Genomic DNA, 16907 nt, shown 5'->3' with positions numbered 1-16907 from the left:
TGAGTAGTAACTTTTTTTCTTTAATAGCATACTCACACTACAGCCTATTATATTTTAGTTGACTTACACCCCAATCATTTATCAATCGCTATAAATGTTATTTACAAGTGTACCTTTTCTCATTCTATTCCTTATAACTTTTATCCTGTATTATTTACCCAAGGTATCTAAACATCAGGTATCTATATTGGTGATTTCCAGTTTGATCTTTTATGCATACGATCAACCCTGGTTTACGCTCCTTTTACTTTTTTCTGCGGGACTGAATATTGCTACCAGCTATTATGTAGTATATGGTAATCCACAGAAAAGAAAAGTAGTTGCTACAACAGGTGTTATTCTTAATGTTCTCGGATTGGCTTTCTTCAAGTATAGCCCATTAATATCAGCCACGCTTTTCACCCCCGATAGCTCAGTAGGACATTTCCTACTTATGATTCCGCTTCCTATAGGTATTTCATTCTTTACTTTCGAGGGAATAAGCTTATTGATAGATGTATGGAGAGATAAAGATGCGAATGAAAAGTCTAAAACATTCATCCCTTCATCGCTACTACAACACGCTCAGCGAACTTTATTTTTCATTTCATTCTTTCCACACCTTATAGCAGGTCCTATTTTGAAGGCTCATGATTTTTATCCTCAAATAATGGATAAACGCTTCAATGAGATAAATTGGGAAAGTGCGGTTAAAAACCTCATCGTTGGATACTTCTTAAAGATGGTTGTTGCAGATAATCTTAAGAATTTTACTTTTTGGATCAGTTATCCTTTCTTTGAAAAATATTCTACAATTGATCTATCTACAATGTTATTTGGATATTCTATCCAGATCTTTGCCGATTTTGCAGGCTATTCATTAATTGCAATAGGCTTGGCTAAACTATTCGGATACGATTTTCAAACGAACTTTAACTTCCCCTATATATCTACATCTTTCAAGGAGTTTTGGAAACGATGGCATATTTCTCTTTCTACTTTCTTGATGGAATATTTATATTTCCCTTTGGGTGGGAATCGCAAAGGAAAATGGCGAACTTATTTCAATCTATTACTTACCATGGTACTTGGCGGACTTTGGCACGGTGCAGGTTGGAGCTACGCTACTTGGGGTGCATTCCATGGAGGAATGTTAGCAATAGAAAGACTTACAAACGACAATATCAAAATAAAGCTCCCCCGATTTCTACTTGTAATTAAAGGATTCTTTGTATTTACAATGGTTACATTGGCTTGGCTACTATTTAAATTACCCGACTTTAGCCATGTTATCAAATACTTTGAGTCGATGGCAAACAATGTCTTTATACAAAGTAATGTAAAACTGAATATGTATATTATTTTATATTCAATTCCCGTTATCATTTATCATATGTTGTATTTATATAGAGATAGTAAATTTTGGTTCATCTTAAAAAAGAAAGAATATATACTTTATGCAATTCTTTTATTTTTTGTAATTACAAATTCAGGAACGAGTGGTTCATTTATTTATTTTCAATTTTAAGGTCTCATACCTATTTTATACTTATCAGGTACAAAACGATAGACTGTTATGACTCTAGAATATATTATCAAGTACTTTTATCTTCTTAAAATATCGGGATTATGGTGAAAAAAACCTTACTATCATTCATCCTTATATTTATAGCTTATACAGTTATAGTAACATATGTAGCAGATCCTCATCGATTTGTATCGGAACACCAATGGCAGGATAATCAGATAAAAGCTCAAGAATATCTATACTCAAATACCGATTCGGTTGAAAATATTATTGTAGGATCGTCATTAGCAGACAGACTTATTATTGGCTATCTACCCGATGTCTACAATCTATCTATGGGAGGGCTTGGTATTTTTGACGGATTGCAAACCATAACTAAAAAAGGAGTGTACCCCGAAAAGGTTTTTATTGAAATGAATAAGGTCGATAGGAAAGCCTCTGTTGACTTTACCACTTCGTTGAATAATCCAGTAATGACTTTTCTCCGTAAGTATTTTATGCCTATTCGCGATGGCAAACAGCCTATGGGATTCATAGCAATACCCTATGGAGAAAAGGTTACGGCTTATGGATTATATATTTCCCAAACCATACTACACACCATTGCAGGAAAAATAGTTACTAGAGAACAGAATGGAACAGAAGAAGTAGATATGCTTGCTAAAATTTTACCACGATTGTTAGAAGAAGAATCACAAATCCCCAATGCCTCAGACTTGGAGAAAGATATTCAACTTCTCAAACATTATGTTGACATTCTTGAAAGAAACAACGCAACTGTGGTATTTTTTGAAATGCCTATTCAACATGAATTATGCGGATTGAATAAACCGACAGCTATACGCAATCAATTTTACAAAACATTTTCTCGAGATCAGTATCAGTATATTGAGATGCCCGATTGTAACGGATATACTACAACAGACGGTCTTCATCTGGATGGAACGTCCGCTGAAAAGTATAGCCTCTTTTTTAAAGAGCAAATGGATAGTATAAAGTAAGGTCACAAACTTATTTATTAAGTCTGTGCTTTACGACTTATTACAGTGATAAGTCTAACAGAATAGTTTCCATTACTTATCTGAAGGCTTAGAAGGGGTAGGTTCAACTACATTTTCCGTCTGATTTTTATCCCCATCAAAATTCTGATTTATAATATAATGAGGCGAAACAAGATTTATACCTGCTTCTCTAAATGCATCTTGCACATGTTTTCGTAAATCAGAATATATTGCACTCATCTTTCCAGCCTCTTTTGTATATACATTCAACTGATACTCTATATTGAATTCATCCAATGAAGTTTGTAATATAAAAGGTTTCTGCTTTTTCATCAGATTATCAGTATTCGAGGCAGCCGTTAAAAGCAGTTCTTGCACTTGCTCCCATGGAACTTCGTAGCCAACTGTTACATGTATATATAAAATCAAACCATATTCACGTGCAGAAGCCGAATAGTTAAGGGTCTTAGTGTTCATCACATTCGAATTGGGTATTGTTATAATCTCATTCTTGAGAGTTCTTACCCGTGTTACAAGTGCAGTTTTTTCGACAACATCCCCCAAGCAATCGTCCATCTTAATACGATCTCCTATTTTGAAAGGACGCATATACGTTATAACCAATCCGGCAACAAGATTTCCTATTATAGAGGTTGACCCAAGCGAAAGCATAATACCCGCAAATACCGATACTCCTTGAAAAACTGTAGAATCAGACTTTGGTAAATAAGGGAATATGAGTATAAACATAAAGATATACAATATCACATTCAGGATATTATATGTAGGAGTAGCCCAATCGGGATAAAAGCCCTTGATAGTTATCTTACCAGTACTAATTTGTTGGGCAACAAAGCGGAAAGATTTACGGATATACATAAATATAACCATAATCACCAGAATTGTAAAGAACTCCGGTAAATAATCGATCACACTACGAGCTATAGATTTTAAAGGAGAAAGAACATAGTCCAATAATCGATCCGAAAGATCTGTTGTATTAGGAAATACTTTGAACAATGCCCAAATACCCAAATAAAGAGACATAATTATCAAAACGAACCGTAGAAGTTTAAGCAAAAAGATAAAGAGATGTACCTCCCTATCAGCATCTATAAGCCCAAAGATTCCCTTTATCCGTTTTCCTCTTTGCAGCCTTATAAATATTTTAGCCCTACGATATACAAAGAAAATACCTCTTAGCAGGAAAAACATTACCAGCAATATTAATGCTACCCATCCTGCTTGAATAGCAATCCGCCTTAAACTATTTTCCTCCTGATGTTTATGAATAGATGCTATAATCTTCTCTCTAAAGGATTGTGCCAGTGCTATTTTTGTTTTCTCTCCCAATGCAGCCTGCAAAGTATCTACACTAACAATCAACTCATTTTTATATACAAGCTTGATATTATCATCAATATCTATCAACTTTATAGAATCGTCATCAAAACGAGGATCGTCATATAAGGCTCTTATTCTTTCACTTATTGCATTGGCTCTTTGTTCTGAAGTAAAAGATCCCATGCTACCATATATATAGAATATAGTATCGCGGAAAGGCACTACCGGAGCTTTTCTCGGAAACAATTTGGCTATCTGAATAGTATCTATGGTAACTACTTCAACAGCTTTTTTCTTATTGGTATTCTTTTTTTGAGCAAATACAGAGGTTCCGCATACGATCAATGCCAGCAAAAAGACTAAGCGGTACGAGATTGAATATCTTTTATGCATATTTTGTAAAATATAAAGGACAAAGTTTTGTTATTCTACTCAGTAAATCGCATAATCTGAATAAAGATTAGCCAATACTTAGCATACAAATATAATTAAATTCGGATACCTAGAAATTCGGAGCATTAAAGAACCTCGCTACACTCTTTAAACTGAAAATCTAGACAAATAAGAATCAACCTAATAGCATCAATAAATAAGGTTTATTCATATATACGGTTTCTTTATTACTATTTTTGATATATTTATCACTGTAATATACAACAATAGAGTATGCAATAGTGTTTTAGAAAAAGAGAATCATTTATTTAGCATCAGATATAAAATAGAGAGAACAAAAAATATCTACCTTTGTTAAAGTTTAATTCAACTAATTAAAACTTCAAATGGATTTTTTCAATTATAAAAGACGTGTATCGTCTATAGCAAAAATAGGGAATACCCCTCTGGGTGGCGATAATCCGATCAGAATACAATCGATGACAAGCACCAACACCAATGATACTGAAAATAGTGTAGAACAAACCATTCGCATCATTGAAGCAGGAGCAGATTATGTACGCCTAACGGCTCAAGGAGTCCGCGAAGCCGAAAATCTAAAAAACATAAAAGACGAAATCCGCAAAAGAGGATACAATACTCCCCTTATTGCAGATATTCACTTTAACCCCCGTGCAGCGGAAGCTGCAGCAAAACACGTAGAAAAAGTACGTATCAATCCCGGTAATTTTGTAGATGGAGCAAAAGTTTTTGAAGGTAAAGAATTTACCGACGAAGAGTATGCTATCGAAATAGAAAAGATACGAACTAAATTAACCTCATTCCTCAACATTTGCAAGGAACACAACACAGCTGTTCGCATTGGTGTGAATCACGGTTCATTATCAGATCGTATTCTAACACGCTACGGAGATACTCCCGAAGGTATGGTAGAGTCGTGCATGGAATTTCTTCGTATCTGCCTCGAACAGAATTTTACTGATATAGCTATATCGATGAAAGCATCCAATACCATTGTGATGACTAAAGCGGTGCGCCTATTAGTACAGAAAATGAACGAAGAAGGTTTGGCTTTCCCTCTACACTTAGGAGTAACTGAGGCTGGAGACGGTGAAGACGGACGTATAAAATCGGCTGTTGGTATTGGCGCATTACTTTCGGACGGCATAGGTGATACGGTACGTGTATCATTAAGTGAAGACCCCGAATTTGAAGTTCCCGTTGCAAAAAAGATGGTGAATTATGTTTTAGAACGTGCCAATCATCCCGAAATAAAAGCAACTGTTAATCCTGATTTCTCACCATTCTCTACTTTAAAACGTAAAACTTATAGTGTTGAAAATATAGGAGGAGATAAACTACCTATTATGATTTCGAATAGATCGAATGGCAATTTCGAGTTTAATGTTCATTTCTTACCCGATTATATATATGTAGGTAAAGAGTTGCCAGCCGAAGCTCCAAGATCTATTTCTGTAATTATAGATGTTGATGGTTGGAAAGAAGAAAAGAATACTTATCCTCTATTCAATAGAGATAATTTCAATAAAATAAAAGATAATAAGGCAGCAATTAAATTTCTTCAACTAGGTTACCCCGATTTATCGGACGAGGTTATATCTATCTTGAAGGCAGATCAAAGTATTGTTGTTATTATAACCACAGACCATAAAAATGGAGTGGGAGAACAACGTGCATTCATCCATACTTTGATGAATAACGATTGTAAAACACCCATAGTACTCAATCGCAAATACAACGAAAATCAAGAAGAAGATATACAGATAAAAGCAGGTATTGACTTTGGAGCTATACTTCTTGATGGATTTGGAAATGGTGCTATGATAGAAAATGTAGGATCTATTCCTCAGAAAAACATCGACGCCTATACTTTCGGAGTATTGCAAGCAGCACGTGTTCGTACAACCAAAACCGAATATATCTCATGCCCTAGTTGTGGACGTACATTATTTGATCTGCAATCTACTGTTGCACGAGTAAAGGAGTCGACCTCTCACCTCAAACACCTAAAGATTGGAGTAATGGGCTGTATTGTTAATGGTCCCGGTGAAATGGCTGATGCCGATTATGGATATGTAGGTGCTGAAAAAGGAAAAATATCACTCTATAAAAGACAAGATCTTATAGAGAAAAATATTCCTTCGGAGCAAGCTGTAGAAAGATTAGTAGAACTGATCAAATCTCATGGAGACTGGGTAGAACCCGAAGAAACCGAGGCTTAAGTAAATTATTTTTAATTTGTGTTTTATTATATGTGGTTATTTAACACCCATATTGTGAAAAAGAATTAAGATTTATTCATATTTTTGGGGCATACTAAATAATAAATGTACTTTTGCCGAGCTAAATATTTGATTTATAAAAGGTATTGATGAAATTTGGTTATATCTTACTGGCGTTACTTATTAGTTTTTGCTTCTCTTTGGATCTAAAAGCTCAATGGGACGGACAAGTAAGTCAATATTGGAAAGTTAAAACTTTTTTTAATCCTGCCTTTGCCGCCGAAAAAGATTCGATACAAGCAACCCTTATGCACCGTCAGCAATGGGTAGGAGTAGAACACGCTCCCAAAACATTTATAATGTCGGCAGATATGCCAATCAATTTTTTAGGACGGAAGCATGGTGTAGGAATATTGGCAATGACAGAATCGGTCGGTCTATTTAAGAATGCATCGGTAGGCGGACAGTACGTATATAAAAAACGTTGGAAGAAAAATGTCCTTAATGTAGGTGTACAAGTAGGATTTACAAGTATTGGCTTTGATGCCTCAGGAATACGTATTCCTGAGGGTCAAAAAGGCGAGATGGGAGATATACCTTCGGCTACAGAGCAGACAAAGGTTTTTGATGGCAACATCGGACTGGCGTGGGTGGCACCCAAGTATTATATAGGAGTGTCGTCAACACATATCACCGAACCTAGTTTTGAAATTGATGAAGGTGGCTCGACATCCATCGCTAGAATATACTATTTTACAGCAGGATATAATATAAGATTACGCAATCCGATGTATGAACTGCAACCTTCGGTATTGGTAAAAACCGATAATGTGGTTGTAAAATACGATGTAACAGCAAGAGTTGTGTACAATAAGATGTTTAACGGAGGCGTAACTTGGAGAAAAGACGATGGTTTTGTATTTTTGCTGGGAATAAATATCTTTGGTATAGATGCAGGATATGCTTATGACCTTTCAAATTCCGATATAGCGAAAGCCAGTGGAGGAAGTCATGAGTTTTTTGTCCGTTATGCCATGCCTATCAAACTTACAAAAAGTGGACAAAACAGTCACAAAAGTGTGAGAATACTTTAGTGATTATAACTAATACAGAAACAAGACTTTTATGACAAAGAGATCCGGACTCTCAATAAATTATATGAAGAATTTACTTTTTGCATCTATCGCCGTCCTGATGCTTACGACCTCTTGCGGGAAACCGGGAGGTGCGGGAAGCGTAGGAGGTGAACTGGTAGGCATCGGAAGTTCATCATGGGCAGAATCCAGTCCTTATGGAATGGTTCTGGTTTCACGTGGTTCTATTGCTATGGGACCTGCCGACAGTGACTCTTTATGGGGTATAACTGCCAACGCCAAAGGAGTATCGGTTGATGCTTTCTGGATGGACGACACAGAGATAACGAACTCCGAATACCGTCAGTTTGTATATTGGGTACGTGACTCCATTCTTCGCGAACGTTTGGCTGACCCTGCATTCGGAGGTGATGAAACTTACAAAATTACAGAAGATCGTTATGGAGACCCTGTAAAGCCATACCTCAATTGGAAAAGACCAATCCCTAAACGTCCTAATGAAGACGAAGAACGTGCGATATTGAGTTTGACCGAAGTAAATCCTATCACAGGAGAAAGAGGTCTTGATCCCGAACAATTTAATTTCAGATACGAATGGTTTGATCATACAGAAGCTGCAAAACGCCGCAATAGATTAAACCCTGCTCAACGTGTTTTGAATACTGATATACAGGTCGATCCTAACGAAATGATTATGATTTCTAAGGATACTGCTTTTCTTGATGAAAACGGAAAACCTGTTAATATGACAATCAACCGTCCCCTTAGTTCGTTATTCGATTTCCTAAATACCAAAATCGTTAACATTTACCCCGATACAACTGTTTGGGTGAACGATTTTAACAATGCGTATAACGAGCCTTATATGCGTATGTATTTCTCTCATTCGGGTTATAATGACTATCCGGTAGTAGGTGTAACTTGGGAGCAAGCTACAGCATTTTGCGAATGGAGAACCATGTTCTTTAAAATGGGAATGGGAACCAGAGGACGTAGTATAGAACCTTATAGACTACCAACCGAAGGCGAATGGGAATTTGCTGCCAGAAGTGGAAAATCAGAAAACAAGTATCCTTGGGATTCCGAAAGTACTCAATCCGAAAAAGGATGCTTTATGGCCAACTTCAAACCGGGAGAAGGTAATTATACTAAAGACGGTAATCTTATAACCTCTCGTGTGGGTAGCTATTCACCCAATGCATTTGGTTTGTACGATATGGCTGGAAATGTCTCTGAATGGACATCTACAACTTACAACGAAGCCGGAAGTAAAGTAATGAATGATCTTAATCCTCAATATAGATACAACGCAGCCATAGAAGACCCTTATGCCGCTAAGAAAAAGGTTATAAAAGGAGGTTCATGGAAAGATGTAGGTAGGTTTATTCGTGGTGATATGAGAGATTCTGAATTTCAGAATCAGCCTCGTTCCTACATCGGATTCCGCTGTGTGAGAACTCAAATAGGATTTGCCAGATCAAAAAGATAATAAGGTTTCATACCTGTTTATTACTTGATCAACTATAACAGAAATAAACTGTTATAATTTAAATACATAACTAAATACTTTCTTTTGCTTAAAAACAGTACAACCATGGGTAAAAAGTACAGACGATATAAAAACTTTCTTGAAAAATATTTAGACAGTAACAACGGTAAACGCTTCTTCAATGTCGTTTATAGTGTAGGTGCTGCTATCGTTATTCTGGGTGCGATGTTCAAGATTCTTCACCTTCCTTTCGGTAATCAGATGCTTATGTTCGGTATGATAACCGAGGCTATTGTATTCTTATTGTCGGCATTCGAAAAACCTGCTAAGGAATACAAATGGGAAGAAGTGTATCCTGCTTTGGTGGATGAAGAGGGTTTTATCCCAAAAGCCGAAAGAGCACAAATACAACAACAAAGTGGACCAGCTATACAACAAACATCTACACCTTCACAACAAGGAGGCAACGGAGGCTCTACTAACAATAGTGGCAGAAGTAATGCTGTAAACTCGGGTAATTCTGTTAATAATAATAACAACAATAACACCGGTAACAACAATATGCCTCAAAGTGGTAATAGTGGCGGTGGAAATAGTGGTGGAAATAATAACTATGGAGGAGGAAACTCAGGTGGCGGCACAACTATAATAGGTGGTGGCGGTACTGTTTCTTCGGGAACTTCTTCAAACGCATCCGGAGGAAATCAATATGCACCAGCAGGTTCAAGCACGGGCGGAGGATCAGTATCCGGCGGTACAATAGTTACTGGTGGGGCTGTGGTTCTTGATGGAGCCAATGTTGTGGAAGCTTCTGCAAAGTATGTTGATCAAATGTCTCACATGTCTGATAACATGGCTAAGTTTGCACAAGTAACCGAGTCGTTGGGTAAAATATCTGAGTCTCTGTTAGGTTCATTCCAAACCATTATAGATAATTCGGATGGCATCGGAACAAATACTCAAGGATATGTTACTCAAATGGAAACTCTCAATCGTAATATTTCGGGATTAAATACTATATACGAAATACAGTTGAAGGGAGTAAGTGGTCAGATTCATACAATCGAAGAGATTAATGCAGGCTTAGACCGTATCAAAAAATTATACGGAGGATCGCTTGTAGATAGCTCTATATTTAAAAACGAAACAGAAAAAATGGCTCAGCAACTTACCGAACTGAACAAGGTATATGCACGTTTGCTGCAAGCTATGACTAGTAACATGAATATGGGCGGAGGCTTTAATCCTAATACAATAGGTAACGATCCTCAACCTTGATAATGTCAACAACATTATTTCAACATTTTATGGCTTTGATTATCTCAGGTAATCAGAGCAAAACAAAGCAATAAAAAGGTCTAAGACCTTATTTATATTTCACACAACAAAGAATATTCGTTCTATAACAATATTATATGGCTTCAACTAATCCAAGGTCTCCAAGACAAAAAATGATAAACCTGATGTATCTGGTTTTTATCGCTATGCTTGCTATCAACTTACCCGAAGAGGTACTTGATGGCTTCGACATGGTAGACGAAGGATTGAACCAAACTATAAAAAGTTCGGAGGCTCAAAACCAACTCGTTTTTAATAGCCTCACAGATATAAACAACCAGAATCCCGTAAAAGCAGAACAATGGTATCTTCCTGCTGCTCAATTTTCACAACAATCAGATCTATTATATAACCATATTCAAGACTTAAAGACCCGTATTGTAAAAAAAGCTGACGGAGAAAAAGGGGATTTGAATAATATAATCAACCGAGAAAATATTGATGCCTCAACCGATATCATGCTGGTAGGTATAGATAATGAGGCTAAAAAGCTAAAATCATCAATAGATCTATATCGTGAACAAGCTATCAATCTAATCACTGGAACATCCAGAAAAGATATTATAAAAAGCAGACTTAACACAGATAATCCGAAAAGGGGTAATCTGGACAATAAAAACTGGGAAGAAGCATTATTCGAACAAATGCCTACTTCAGTTACAGTTACTATGCTAACTAAAATACAAAGCGATATACGTGCCACACAAGGCGAAGTATTAGCTGACCTTTATAATCAGATAGGAGCAAAAGATTTTCGTGTAAATAGTTTACAAGCAGAAGTTGTTCCCAAATCAGAGTTTATAATGGAGGGAGGAACATACGAAGGTCGTGTAGTACTTACCGCAATAGATACTACGAAACGTCCAACATTCAGTTTACCCTCGATTAATGCGAATGGTGAATTTAAAATTGGAGCAGGAGGCGTTGGTATCAATAAAGTATTCTCAGGGATGGTTACGCTCAGTACACCCGATGGAGAGGTTATTACCCGTCCGTTTAAAAGCGAATACCACGTTGTACCACGTATGACTACTATACAAGTAGCCGAGGCGAATGTATTGTATCAGGGAGAAGATAATAAGCTCACGATATCCGTTCCGGGTATGTCGAACGATCAGCTACGTGTTACTGCAACTAACGGAGCGATTACTAAATCGGGACAGAACTGGATTGCTAAACCTGCAAAAGCGGGAACCAATATGAAAATATCAGTATTTAACGGAGCTACTTTTGTAAGCGATCAGGAATTCAGAGTACGTCTCCTACCCGACCCTACTCCGTACATAGAATATGCCGATGCTGATGGAAACATGAAAAGATATAAAGGAGGTAGAATCTCTAAATCGGTTATCGTAAATGCTACCGGAGTAAAAGCATCTATTGATGACGGATTATTGGATAGACAATTTGCTGTATTGAAATTTACTACTGTACTTATTGACGCCATGGGAAATGCTGTCCGCGAAGTATCTGATGGAAGTAATTTCTCTGAAAGACAAAAAACTCAGATCAGACAATTGGCGAGAGGAAAAACCTTTTTTATAACTGAGGTAAAAGTAAGAGGAAAAGACGGTGTAGAAAGAGACCTCACAGCTATTGAGGTAAGGATTAACTAAAGTTGCAAACCTTTTATTGTTTCGGCTGGATATAATAACCAGAATTAGCGAAATTTTATTTATACAAGAAGGTCGCAGACCTTAAAGACAGGAATTCGATTAGAACAAAAATATATGAAAAGATTATTTCTAACAATTACTATAGGGCTATGTGGTTTGCTAATCACTCAGACACTTTCTGCACAAGAGCAGGAGTCGTCGTTGCGTGAGCGTATTGCCAAGCGACAAAATCAGCAGAACAATTCAGGGAAACCTCCATTGACTGTCAGAGCCCAAATAATGAACGAATCGCAAACTCAGGAGATAGATAATGCTCCTTGGATACGTGAGATTTATCGATTTATCGACTTAGAAAAAGAAAAAAATGCAACTCTTTATTATCCTGTAACACCTATTGGAGAGCGTACCAATCTATTTACTTTGATATTCAGACACCTTCAAGATGGAGACATCTCTGTCTATAAATATCAACCATATGGTACTGAAGTTTTCGATGAAGAAAATAGGGAAACTTTTAAAGATGTATTAGAACGTTTCGAAATAATGCATCAACAAGAAAACGGAAAGTATCTTGTGGAAAATGTAGATGTGCCTAGCAACGAAGTATTGGGTTATTATGTAAAAGAAGCTTGGTATTTCGACAAAAATAATTCTATTGTAGATATAAAAACACTGGCTATATGCCCTGTAATTGTCAGACAAGATGATTTTGGTGTTGATAGAAGTCGTTATCCGATGTTCTGGATTCCTTATGAAAACATAAGACCCTATACATCACGTATGCCTATCATGCTATCGAGTCTGAATAATGCAACAACCATGACTATCAACGATTACTTCATCAAACACCTATTTGATGGGACTATCGAGAAAACTACTAATGTGCGTGATCTAACTTTGGCTCAGCAATATCCGGATGAAGCAAAAAGAAAAGAAGCACAAAAGAAAATCGAAGCTCAGTTAAAAGAGTTCAATGCAAATCTTTGGGTGTATAATGATTCTATTGCAGCAAATAATGCAGCCATTCAAGCTAATAACAAAGGTAAAGGACCAAGCATAAAGAATGCTCCAACAGCCAACAGCACAACAAGTACTACCCGAGCAACTGTTCAAAAAGAGGCCAAATCTCAATCGGCTCCTTCACGTAGTATGAGAAACAGAAAGAGAAACTAATGAAAAGAATAAAGACACTTATATTTTCGACAAATAACGAGCATAAACTCGAAGAGGTAAGAGCCAAACTAGGCAAGTACTACGATATATTAAGTCTAAAAGATCTTGGCGACGATACCGATGTTCCAGAAACAGGCGATACATTGGAAGAAAATGCCATGATAAAGGCTGACTATTTGTGGAATACTTATCACAAAAACTGTTTTGCTGATGATACAGGCTTAGAAGTAGAAGCTTTGGATAATGCTCCGGGGGTATATTCTGCAAGGTATGCCGGGGAACACAAAAGCTCAGAAGATAATGTAGCGAAACTACTAAAAGAATTAGAAGGTAAGGACAATCGGAAGGCACGATTCAGAACCGTAATTGCTCTCATTTTAGATGGAAAGCGTTATCTTTTCGAGGGTACAATAGAAGGAGTCATTACAACATCACCAAAAGGAACATCCGGTTTTGGATATGACCCTGTTTTTCAAGCCAACGGATACGATAAAACTTTTGCAGAATTAACCCTTGAAGATAAAAACACAATAAGCCATAGAGCTAAAGCCGTAGAACAATTGGTTTTATTTCTGAGAAAATAAAGTCTCAGACCTTTTGTTATCTATTAAGGATAGCAACCAATTTACTACCTAACACAAACTTGTATGTGGAAATGGAAGAAGGATTTCTTTTATTTTTCGAAAGGCGACAGAATTGCCATTATACTCCTTTTAAATTTGATAGTTATTAGTGGAGGTATTTTTATATACATGAATAAACTTACTTTTACTGATGCCGTCTACCAAGATCAGAACGAAGAAATGCAAAAGGATTTTGTACAATTCGAAAATGATATGGAGCGGATTCCAGCTATTGAAGAGGAAAGATCAGATGAAAATAGAATGCACACTCCCACAAAGTCTCCAAAAACTAATAAACAGAAACTAGAGCTAGGTCAAACTATAGATATTAACTCAGCATCTGCAACCACCCTTATGCGAATCCCCACAATAGGAAATACATTTGCAGAGCGTATAATCGAATATCGCAACTCCTTGGGAGGATTTACTTCTCTTGAGCAATTATACGAGATAAAAGGCTTTACAATTAACAAATTCAGCAAGGTATTACCTTACTTAGTAATGCAAAAGAAACATAAACTGATCCGGATAAACAAAATTCCGGAAGAGCAGCTTATCAGTCACCCCTACTTTGAAGAAAAACAGATACAAACGATTATCGACTTAAGAAAAGTCAATAAGATTAAAGATATCTCAGCTTTATCTGACAACGAAAATTTCAGTTCTAGAGATATCGAACGATTATCTGCTTATTTAAGTTTCGACTAAAGAGATTTTATCTCTTCTCTCTAAAAGTTATTAAGATCTCTGCGTTTAAGACTAAAATAAAAACATAGGATACAACAATTTATCCCCTATGTTCACTAAGAATGATATATAATTTGCATCAAAACAAAACAGGTTGCCATTTACATGACAACCTGTTTTTATATATGATTTCTATTTTCTAGTTACGAAAATTTAGGTTTGCGACCACCTTTACGATGTTCTCTTTTACCTGCATCACCACCACTTCCATAAGAAGGGTTACCACCTTCGCGTCTCTTCGGAGCTCTGTCTCCGCCACTGCCACCGAAAGAAGGTCTTCTGCTACCTTCACGACGTTCTGCTGGAGCACCACCTTGAGCCTCTTCTACCGAAATACGGCGTCCGTTTTGCTCTTGGCCTTTCAATCCGCTGATTACTCGTTGAGCATCACCTTCTGGTACTTCAAAGAATGAGAAGTTTGGAAGTAAATCGATACGACCGATTCTAACTTTTCCAGGAACAAAATCGTTAATCAAGCCCATCAATGTTGCAGGATTAGCATTATCCATGCGTCCTAAATTGATGAATAAACGAGCATATCCTTTTTCAGCTGAACGAGATCCGCCATTGCCTCTTGATTCGAAACGATCTTCTCCTCTTCTGCTATTGCGAGACATACCTCTATCATCACGACTGTTATATCTGTCAGATGGAGCTTCTATTTCGTCTGCTTCACGGTAATAATCGATCAAACGATTAAATTCCATTGAAACAACACGTTTGATAATATCTTCTTTTTCAAGCCATTCTAAACGACGATATATTGAAGGTAAAAGGCGAGCAATTTCGTCCTCGTTTACTTTTACTTTTTCGATCTTATCAGCAAAGCTTAACAATTGTTTTTCGCAGATCTCATCTCCCGAAGGAACTGTAGCTGCTTCAAACTTCTTGTTCATTATTTTTTCGATCTCACGAATTTTTCCTTTTTCTTTTACGTGTGCAATCGCAATCGATATACCTGTTTTTCCGGCACGACCTGTACGACCACTACGGTGGTTATAAGATTCGATATCGTCAGGTAAACCATAATTGATTACGTGAGTCAAGCTATCCACATCCAAACCACGAGCTGCAACGTCTGTTGCAATCAATAATTGGATGTTATGCATACGGAATTTTTGCATTACATAATCACGTTGTGATTGAGAAAGATCTCCGTGTAATGAATCTGCACTATAACCGTCTTGGATCAATTTGTCTGCAATTTCTTGAGTCTCGCGACGAGTACGACAGAAAACGATACCATATATACTTGGATTATAATCGGCAATACGTTTCAATGCAAGATATTTATCTTTCGCATGTACCATGTAATACATATGCTTTACATTGACCGAACCTTCGTTCTTACGACCAATCGTAATATCTTTAGGTTCGCGCATGTATTTTTTCGTAATTTTTGCAATTTCATTAGGCATAGTAGCCGAGAAAAGCAACATAGAACGAGTGTCCGGAACTTTAGAAAGAATCTCGTCGATACTTTCGGTGAATCCCATATTCAACATTTCGTCAGCCTCATCCAATACTACATATTTGATGTTTTCAAGATCAACAGTTCTTCTGTTAATCAAGTCGATAAGACGACCCGGAGTCGCAACAATAACTTGTACGCCACGTCTCAATGTCTTAATTTGGCTGTCAATACTTGAACCTCCATATACAGGAAGTACTCTCAAGTTGTCAATATATTTAGAATAATCAGCAAGATCACCCGCTATCTGCAAACAAAGTTCACGAGTAGGAGCTAATATCAATGCTTGTGGTACATTTTTCTTTACATCTACTTTTTGTAGGAGAGGAAGCCCAAAAGCGGCTGTTTTACCTGTTCCTGTTTGCGCCAATGCTATAACATCTCTAACCTCGTCCAATAAATAAGGAATCACTTCCTCTTGTACGGGCATTGGACTTTCATAACCCATTTCTTCGATCGCTCTACGGATTTCCGGAGCAACACCTAATTCTTCAAATGTCTTCATTAAATATTTTTAGAAAATTTGCTGTGGAAGCAATTATTCTGTCCTCTGCCACCATTTTACATACGACTAAGAAAAGAGAGAAATAATTGATCCCCATGTTTTAATTCATATTCCTATCAGGAAAGCCATCCACTCTCACAAGTTTAAATTTTCCTTCAATTACGTTCTTAACGGAATATAGACCCTTAGCCCTGTTATCTTTGTGATAGATAATTTTGTTTTACGATTCTCTTTGTAGTAAATTGAAAGAATCTTTATTCGTCTAAAACGCTGCAAAGGTAGTAATTTATTTTGATTTACGCATAACTTTGATATATAATCGTATACAGACTCCTAAAATAAGTTATAGGATGAAAAATGATA

At 36.7% G+C, this 16907-nt stretch carries 12 protein-coding genes; 10 read left to right on the top strand and 2 right to left on the bottom strand.

The features are described from left to right. Nucleotides 1-94: 94 nt before the first annotated feature. Together IR022_RS11875 and IR022_RS11870 are read left to right on the top strand one after the other, a co-directional pair. Nucleotides 95-1507 (top strand): MBOAT family O-acyltransferase, encoded by a 1413-nt coding sequence (locus IR022_RS11875; protein WP_194203848.1) that lies wholly within the window; start codon nt 95-97, stop codon nt 1505-1507. A 101-nt stretch (nt 1508-1608) separates the two neighbouring features. After that, on the top strand, nt 1609-2508 hold the full coding sequence (locus tag IR022_RS11870) for a hypothetical protein (RefSeq protein ID WP_194203847.1): 900 nt from the start codon (nt 1609-1611) through the stop codon (nt 2506-2508). 72 nt (nt 2509-2580) lie between these two features. On the opposite strand, the gene IR022_RS11865 is transcribed toward IR022_RS11870, so the two are convergent. Continuing rightward, a complete protein-coding gene (locus IR022_RS11865) occupies nt 2581-4245 on the bottom strand; it encodes a mechanosensitive ion channel family protein (protein WP_194203846.1) in 1665 nt (554 codons plus the stop codon). Nucleotides 4246-4631: 386 nt separating this feature from the next. Here IR022_RS11865 and IR022_RS11860 point away from each other — a divergent pair, with 386 nt between their 5' ends. From IR022_RS11860 to IR022_RS11820, 8 genes are all read left to right on the top strand, one after another. Beyond that, nucleotides 4632-6488: a 4-hydroxy-3-methylbut-2-en-1-yl diphosphate synthase gene (locus IR022_RS11860; RefSeq protein ID WP_194203845.1), complete on the top strand. Its 1857-nt coding sequence runs from the start codon at nt 4632-4634 to the stop codon at nt 6486-6488. Between the two features lie 149 nt (nt 6489-6637). Then, entirely contained in the window at nt 6638-7582 is a 945-nt protein-coding gene (locus IR022_RS11855; protein WP_194203844.1) for a type IX secretion system membrane protein PorP/SprF, read from the top strand. 64 nt (nt 7583-7646) lie between these two features. Beyond that, complete coding sequence (locus IR022_RS11850; protein ID WP_050709196.1) at nt 7647-9071, top strand: SUMF1/EgtB/PvdO family nonheme iron enzyme; 1425 nt, start codon at nt 7647-7649, stop codon at nt 9069-9071. 105 nt (nt 9072-9176) lie between these two features. Continuing rightward, entirely contained in the window at nt 9177-10349 is a 1173-nt protein-coding gene (gene gldL, locus IR022_RS20040; protein ID WP_242053227.1) for a gliding motility protein GldL, read from the top strand. Between the two features lie 137 nt (nt 10350-10486). After that, a complete protein-coding gene (gene gldM, locus IR022_RS11835) occupies nt 10487-12025 on the top strand; it encodes a gliding motility protein GldM (protein ID WP_194203843.1) in 1539 nt (512 codons plus the stop codon). 114 nt (nt 12026-12139) lie between these two features. Continuing rightward, nucleotides 12140-13198: a gliding motility protein GldN gene (gene gldN, locus IR022_RS11830; protein WP_194203842.1), complete on the top strand. Its 1059-nt coding sequence runs from the start codon at nt 12140-12142 to the stop codon at nt 13196-13198. After that, nucleotides 13198-13782: a non-canonical purine NTP diphosphatase gene (locus tag IR022_RS11825; protein WP_194203841.1), complete on the top strand. Its 585-nt coding sequence runs from the start codon at nt 13198-13200 to the stop codon at nt 13780-13782. The genes gldN and IR022_RS11825 overlap by 1 nt, the downstream gene beginning before the upstream one ends. Before the next feature lie 63 nt (nt 13783-13845). After that, nucleotides 13846-14529, top strand: coding sequence for a helix-hairpin-helix domain-containing protein (locus IR022_RS11820; RefSeq protein ID WP_050709160.1), 684 nt, complete (start codon nt 13846-13848; stop codon nt 14527-14529). A gap of 182 nt (nt 14530-14711) precedes the next feature. Here IR022_RS11820 and IR022_RS11815 read toward each other — a convergent pair whose 3' ends face one another. Continuing rightward, entirely contained in the window at nt 14712-16544 is a 1833-nt protein-coding gene (locus IR022_RS11815; protein ID WP_050709159.1) for a DEAD/DEAH box helicase, read from the bottom strand. Nucleotides 16545-16907: the final 363 nt, after the last annotated feature.

This window comes from Dysgonomonas sp. GY617 (assembly GCF_015233815.1).
GTDB lineage: Bacteria > Bacteroidota > Bacteroidia > Bacteroidales > Dysgonomonadaceae > Dysgonomonas_A.
This window is presented reverse-complemented; position numbering and strand designations above follow the sequence as displayed.

What these genes read in the sequence shown, in the direction of transcription:
- gldL (WP_242053227.1), top strand. Translation starts at nt 9,177, where the DNA reads ATGGGTAAAAAGTACAGACGATATAAAAACTTTCTTGAAAAATATTTA.
- IR022_RS11865 (WP_194203846.1), bottom strand. Translation starts at nt 4,245, where the DNA reads ATGCATAAAAGATATTCAATCTCGTACCGCTTAGTCTTTTTGCTGGCA.
- IR022_RS11860 (WP_194203845.1), top strand. Translation starts at nt 4,632, where the DNA reads ATGGATTTTTTCAATTATAAAAGACGTGTATCGTCTATAGCAAAAATA.
- IR022_RS11870 (WP_194203847.1), top strand. Translation starts at nt 1,609, where the DNA reads ATGGTGAAAAAAACCTTACTATCATTCATCCTTATATTTATAGCTTAT.
- IR022_RS11825 (WP_194203841.1), top strand. Translation starts at nt 13,198, where the DNA reads ATGAAAAGAATAAAGACACTTATATTTTCGACAAATAACGAGCATAAA.
- IR022_RS11815 (WP_050709159.1), bottom strand. Translation starts at nt 16,544, where the DNA reads ATGAAGACATTTGAAGAATTAGGTGTTGCTCCGGAAATCCGTAGAGCG.
- IR022_RS11850 (WP_050709196.1), top strand. Translation starts at nt 7,647, where the DNA reads ATGAAGAATTTACTTTTTGCATCTATCGCCGTCCTGATGCTTACGACC.
- gldN (WP_194203842.1), top strand. Translation starts at nt 12,140, where the DNA reads ATGAAAAGATTATTTCTAACAATTACTATAGGGCTATGTGGTTTGCTA.
- IR022_RS11855 (WP_194203844.1), top strand. Translation starts at nt 6,638, where the DNA reads ATGAAATTTGGTTATATCTTACTGGCGTTACTTATTAGTTTTTGCTTC.
- IR022_RS11875 (WP_194203848.1), top strand. Translation starts at nt 95, where the DNA reads ATGTTATTTACAAGTGTACCTTTTCTCATTCTATTCCTTATAACTTTT.
- IR022_RS11820 (WP_050709160.1), top strand. Translation starts at nt 13,846, where the DNA reads ATGTGGAAATGGAAGAAGGATTTCTTTTATTTTTCGAAAGGCGACAGA.
- gldM (WP_194203843.1), top strand. Translation starts at nt 10,487, where the DNA reads ATGGCTTCAACTAATCCAAGGTCTCCAAGACAAAAAATGATAAACCTG.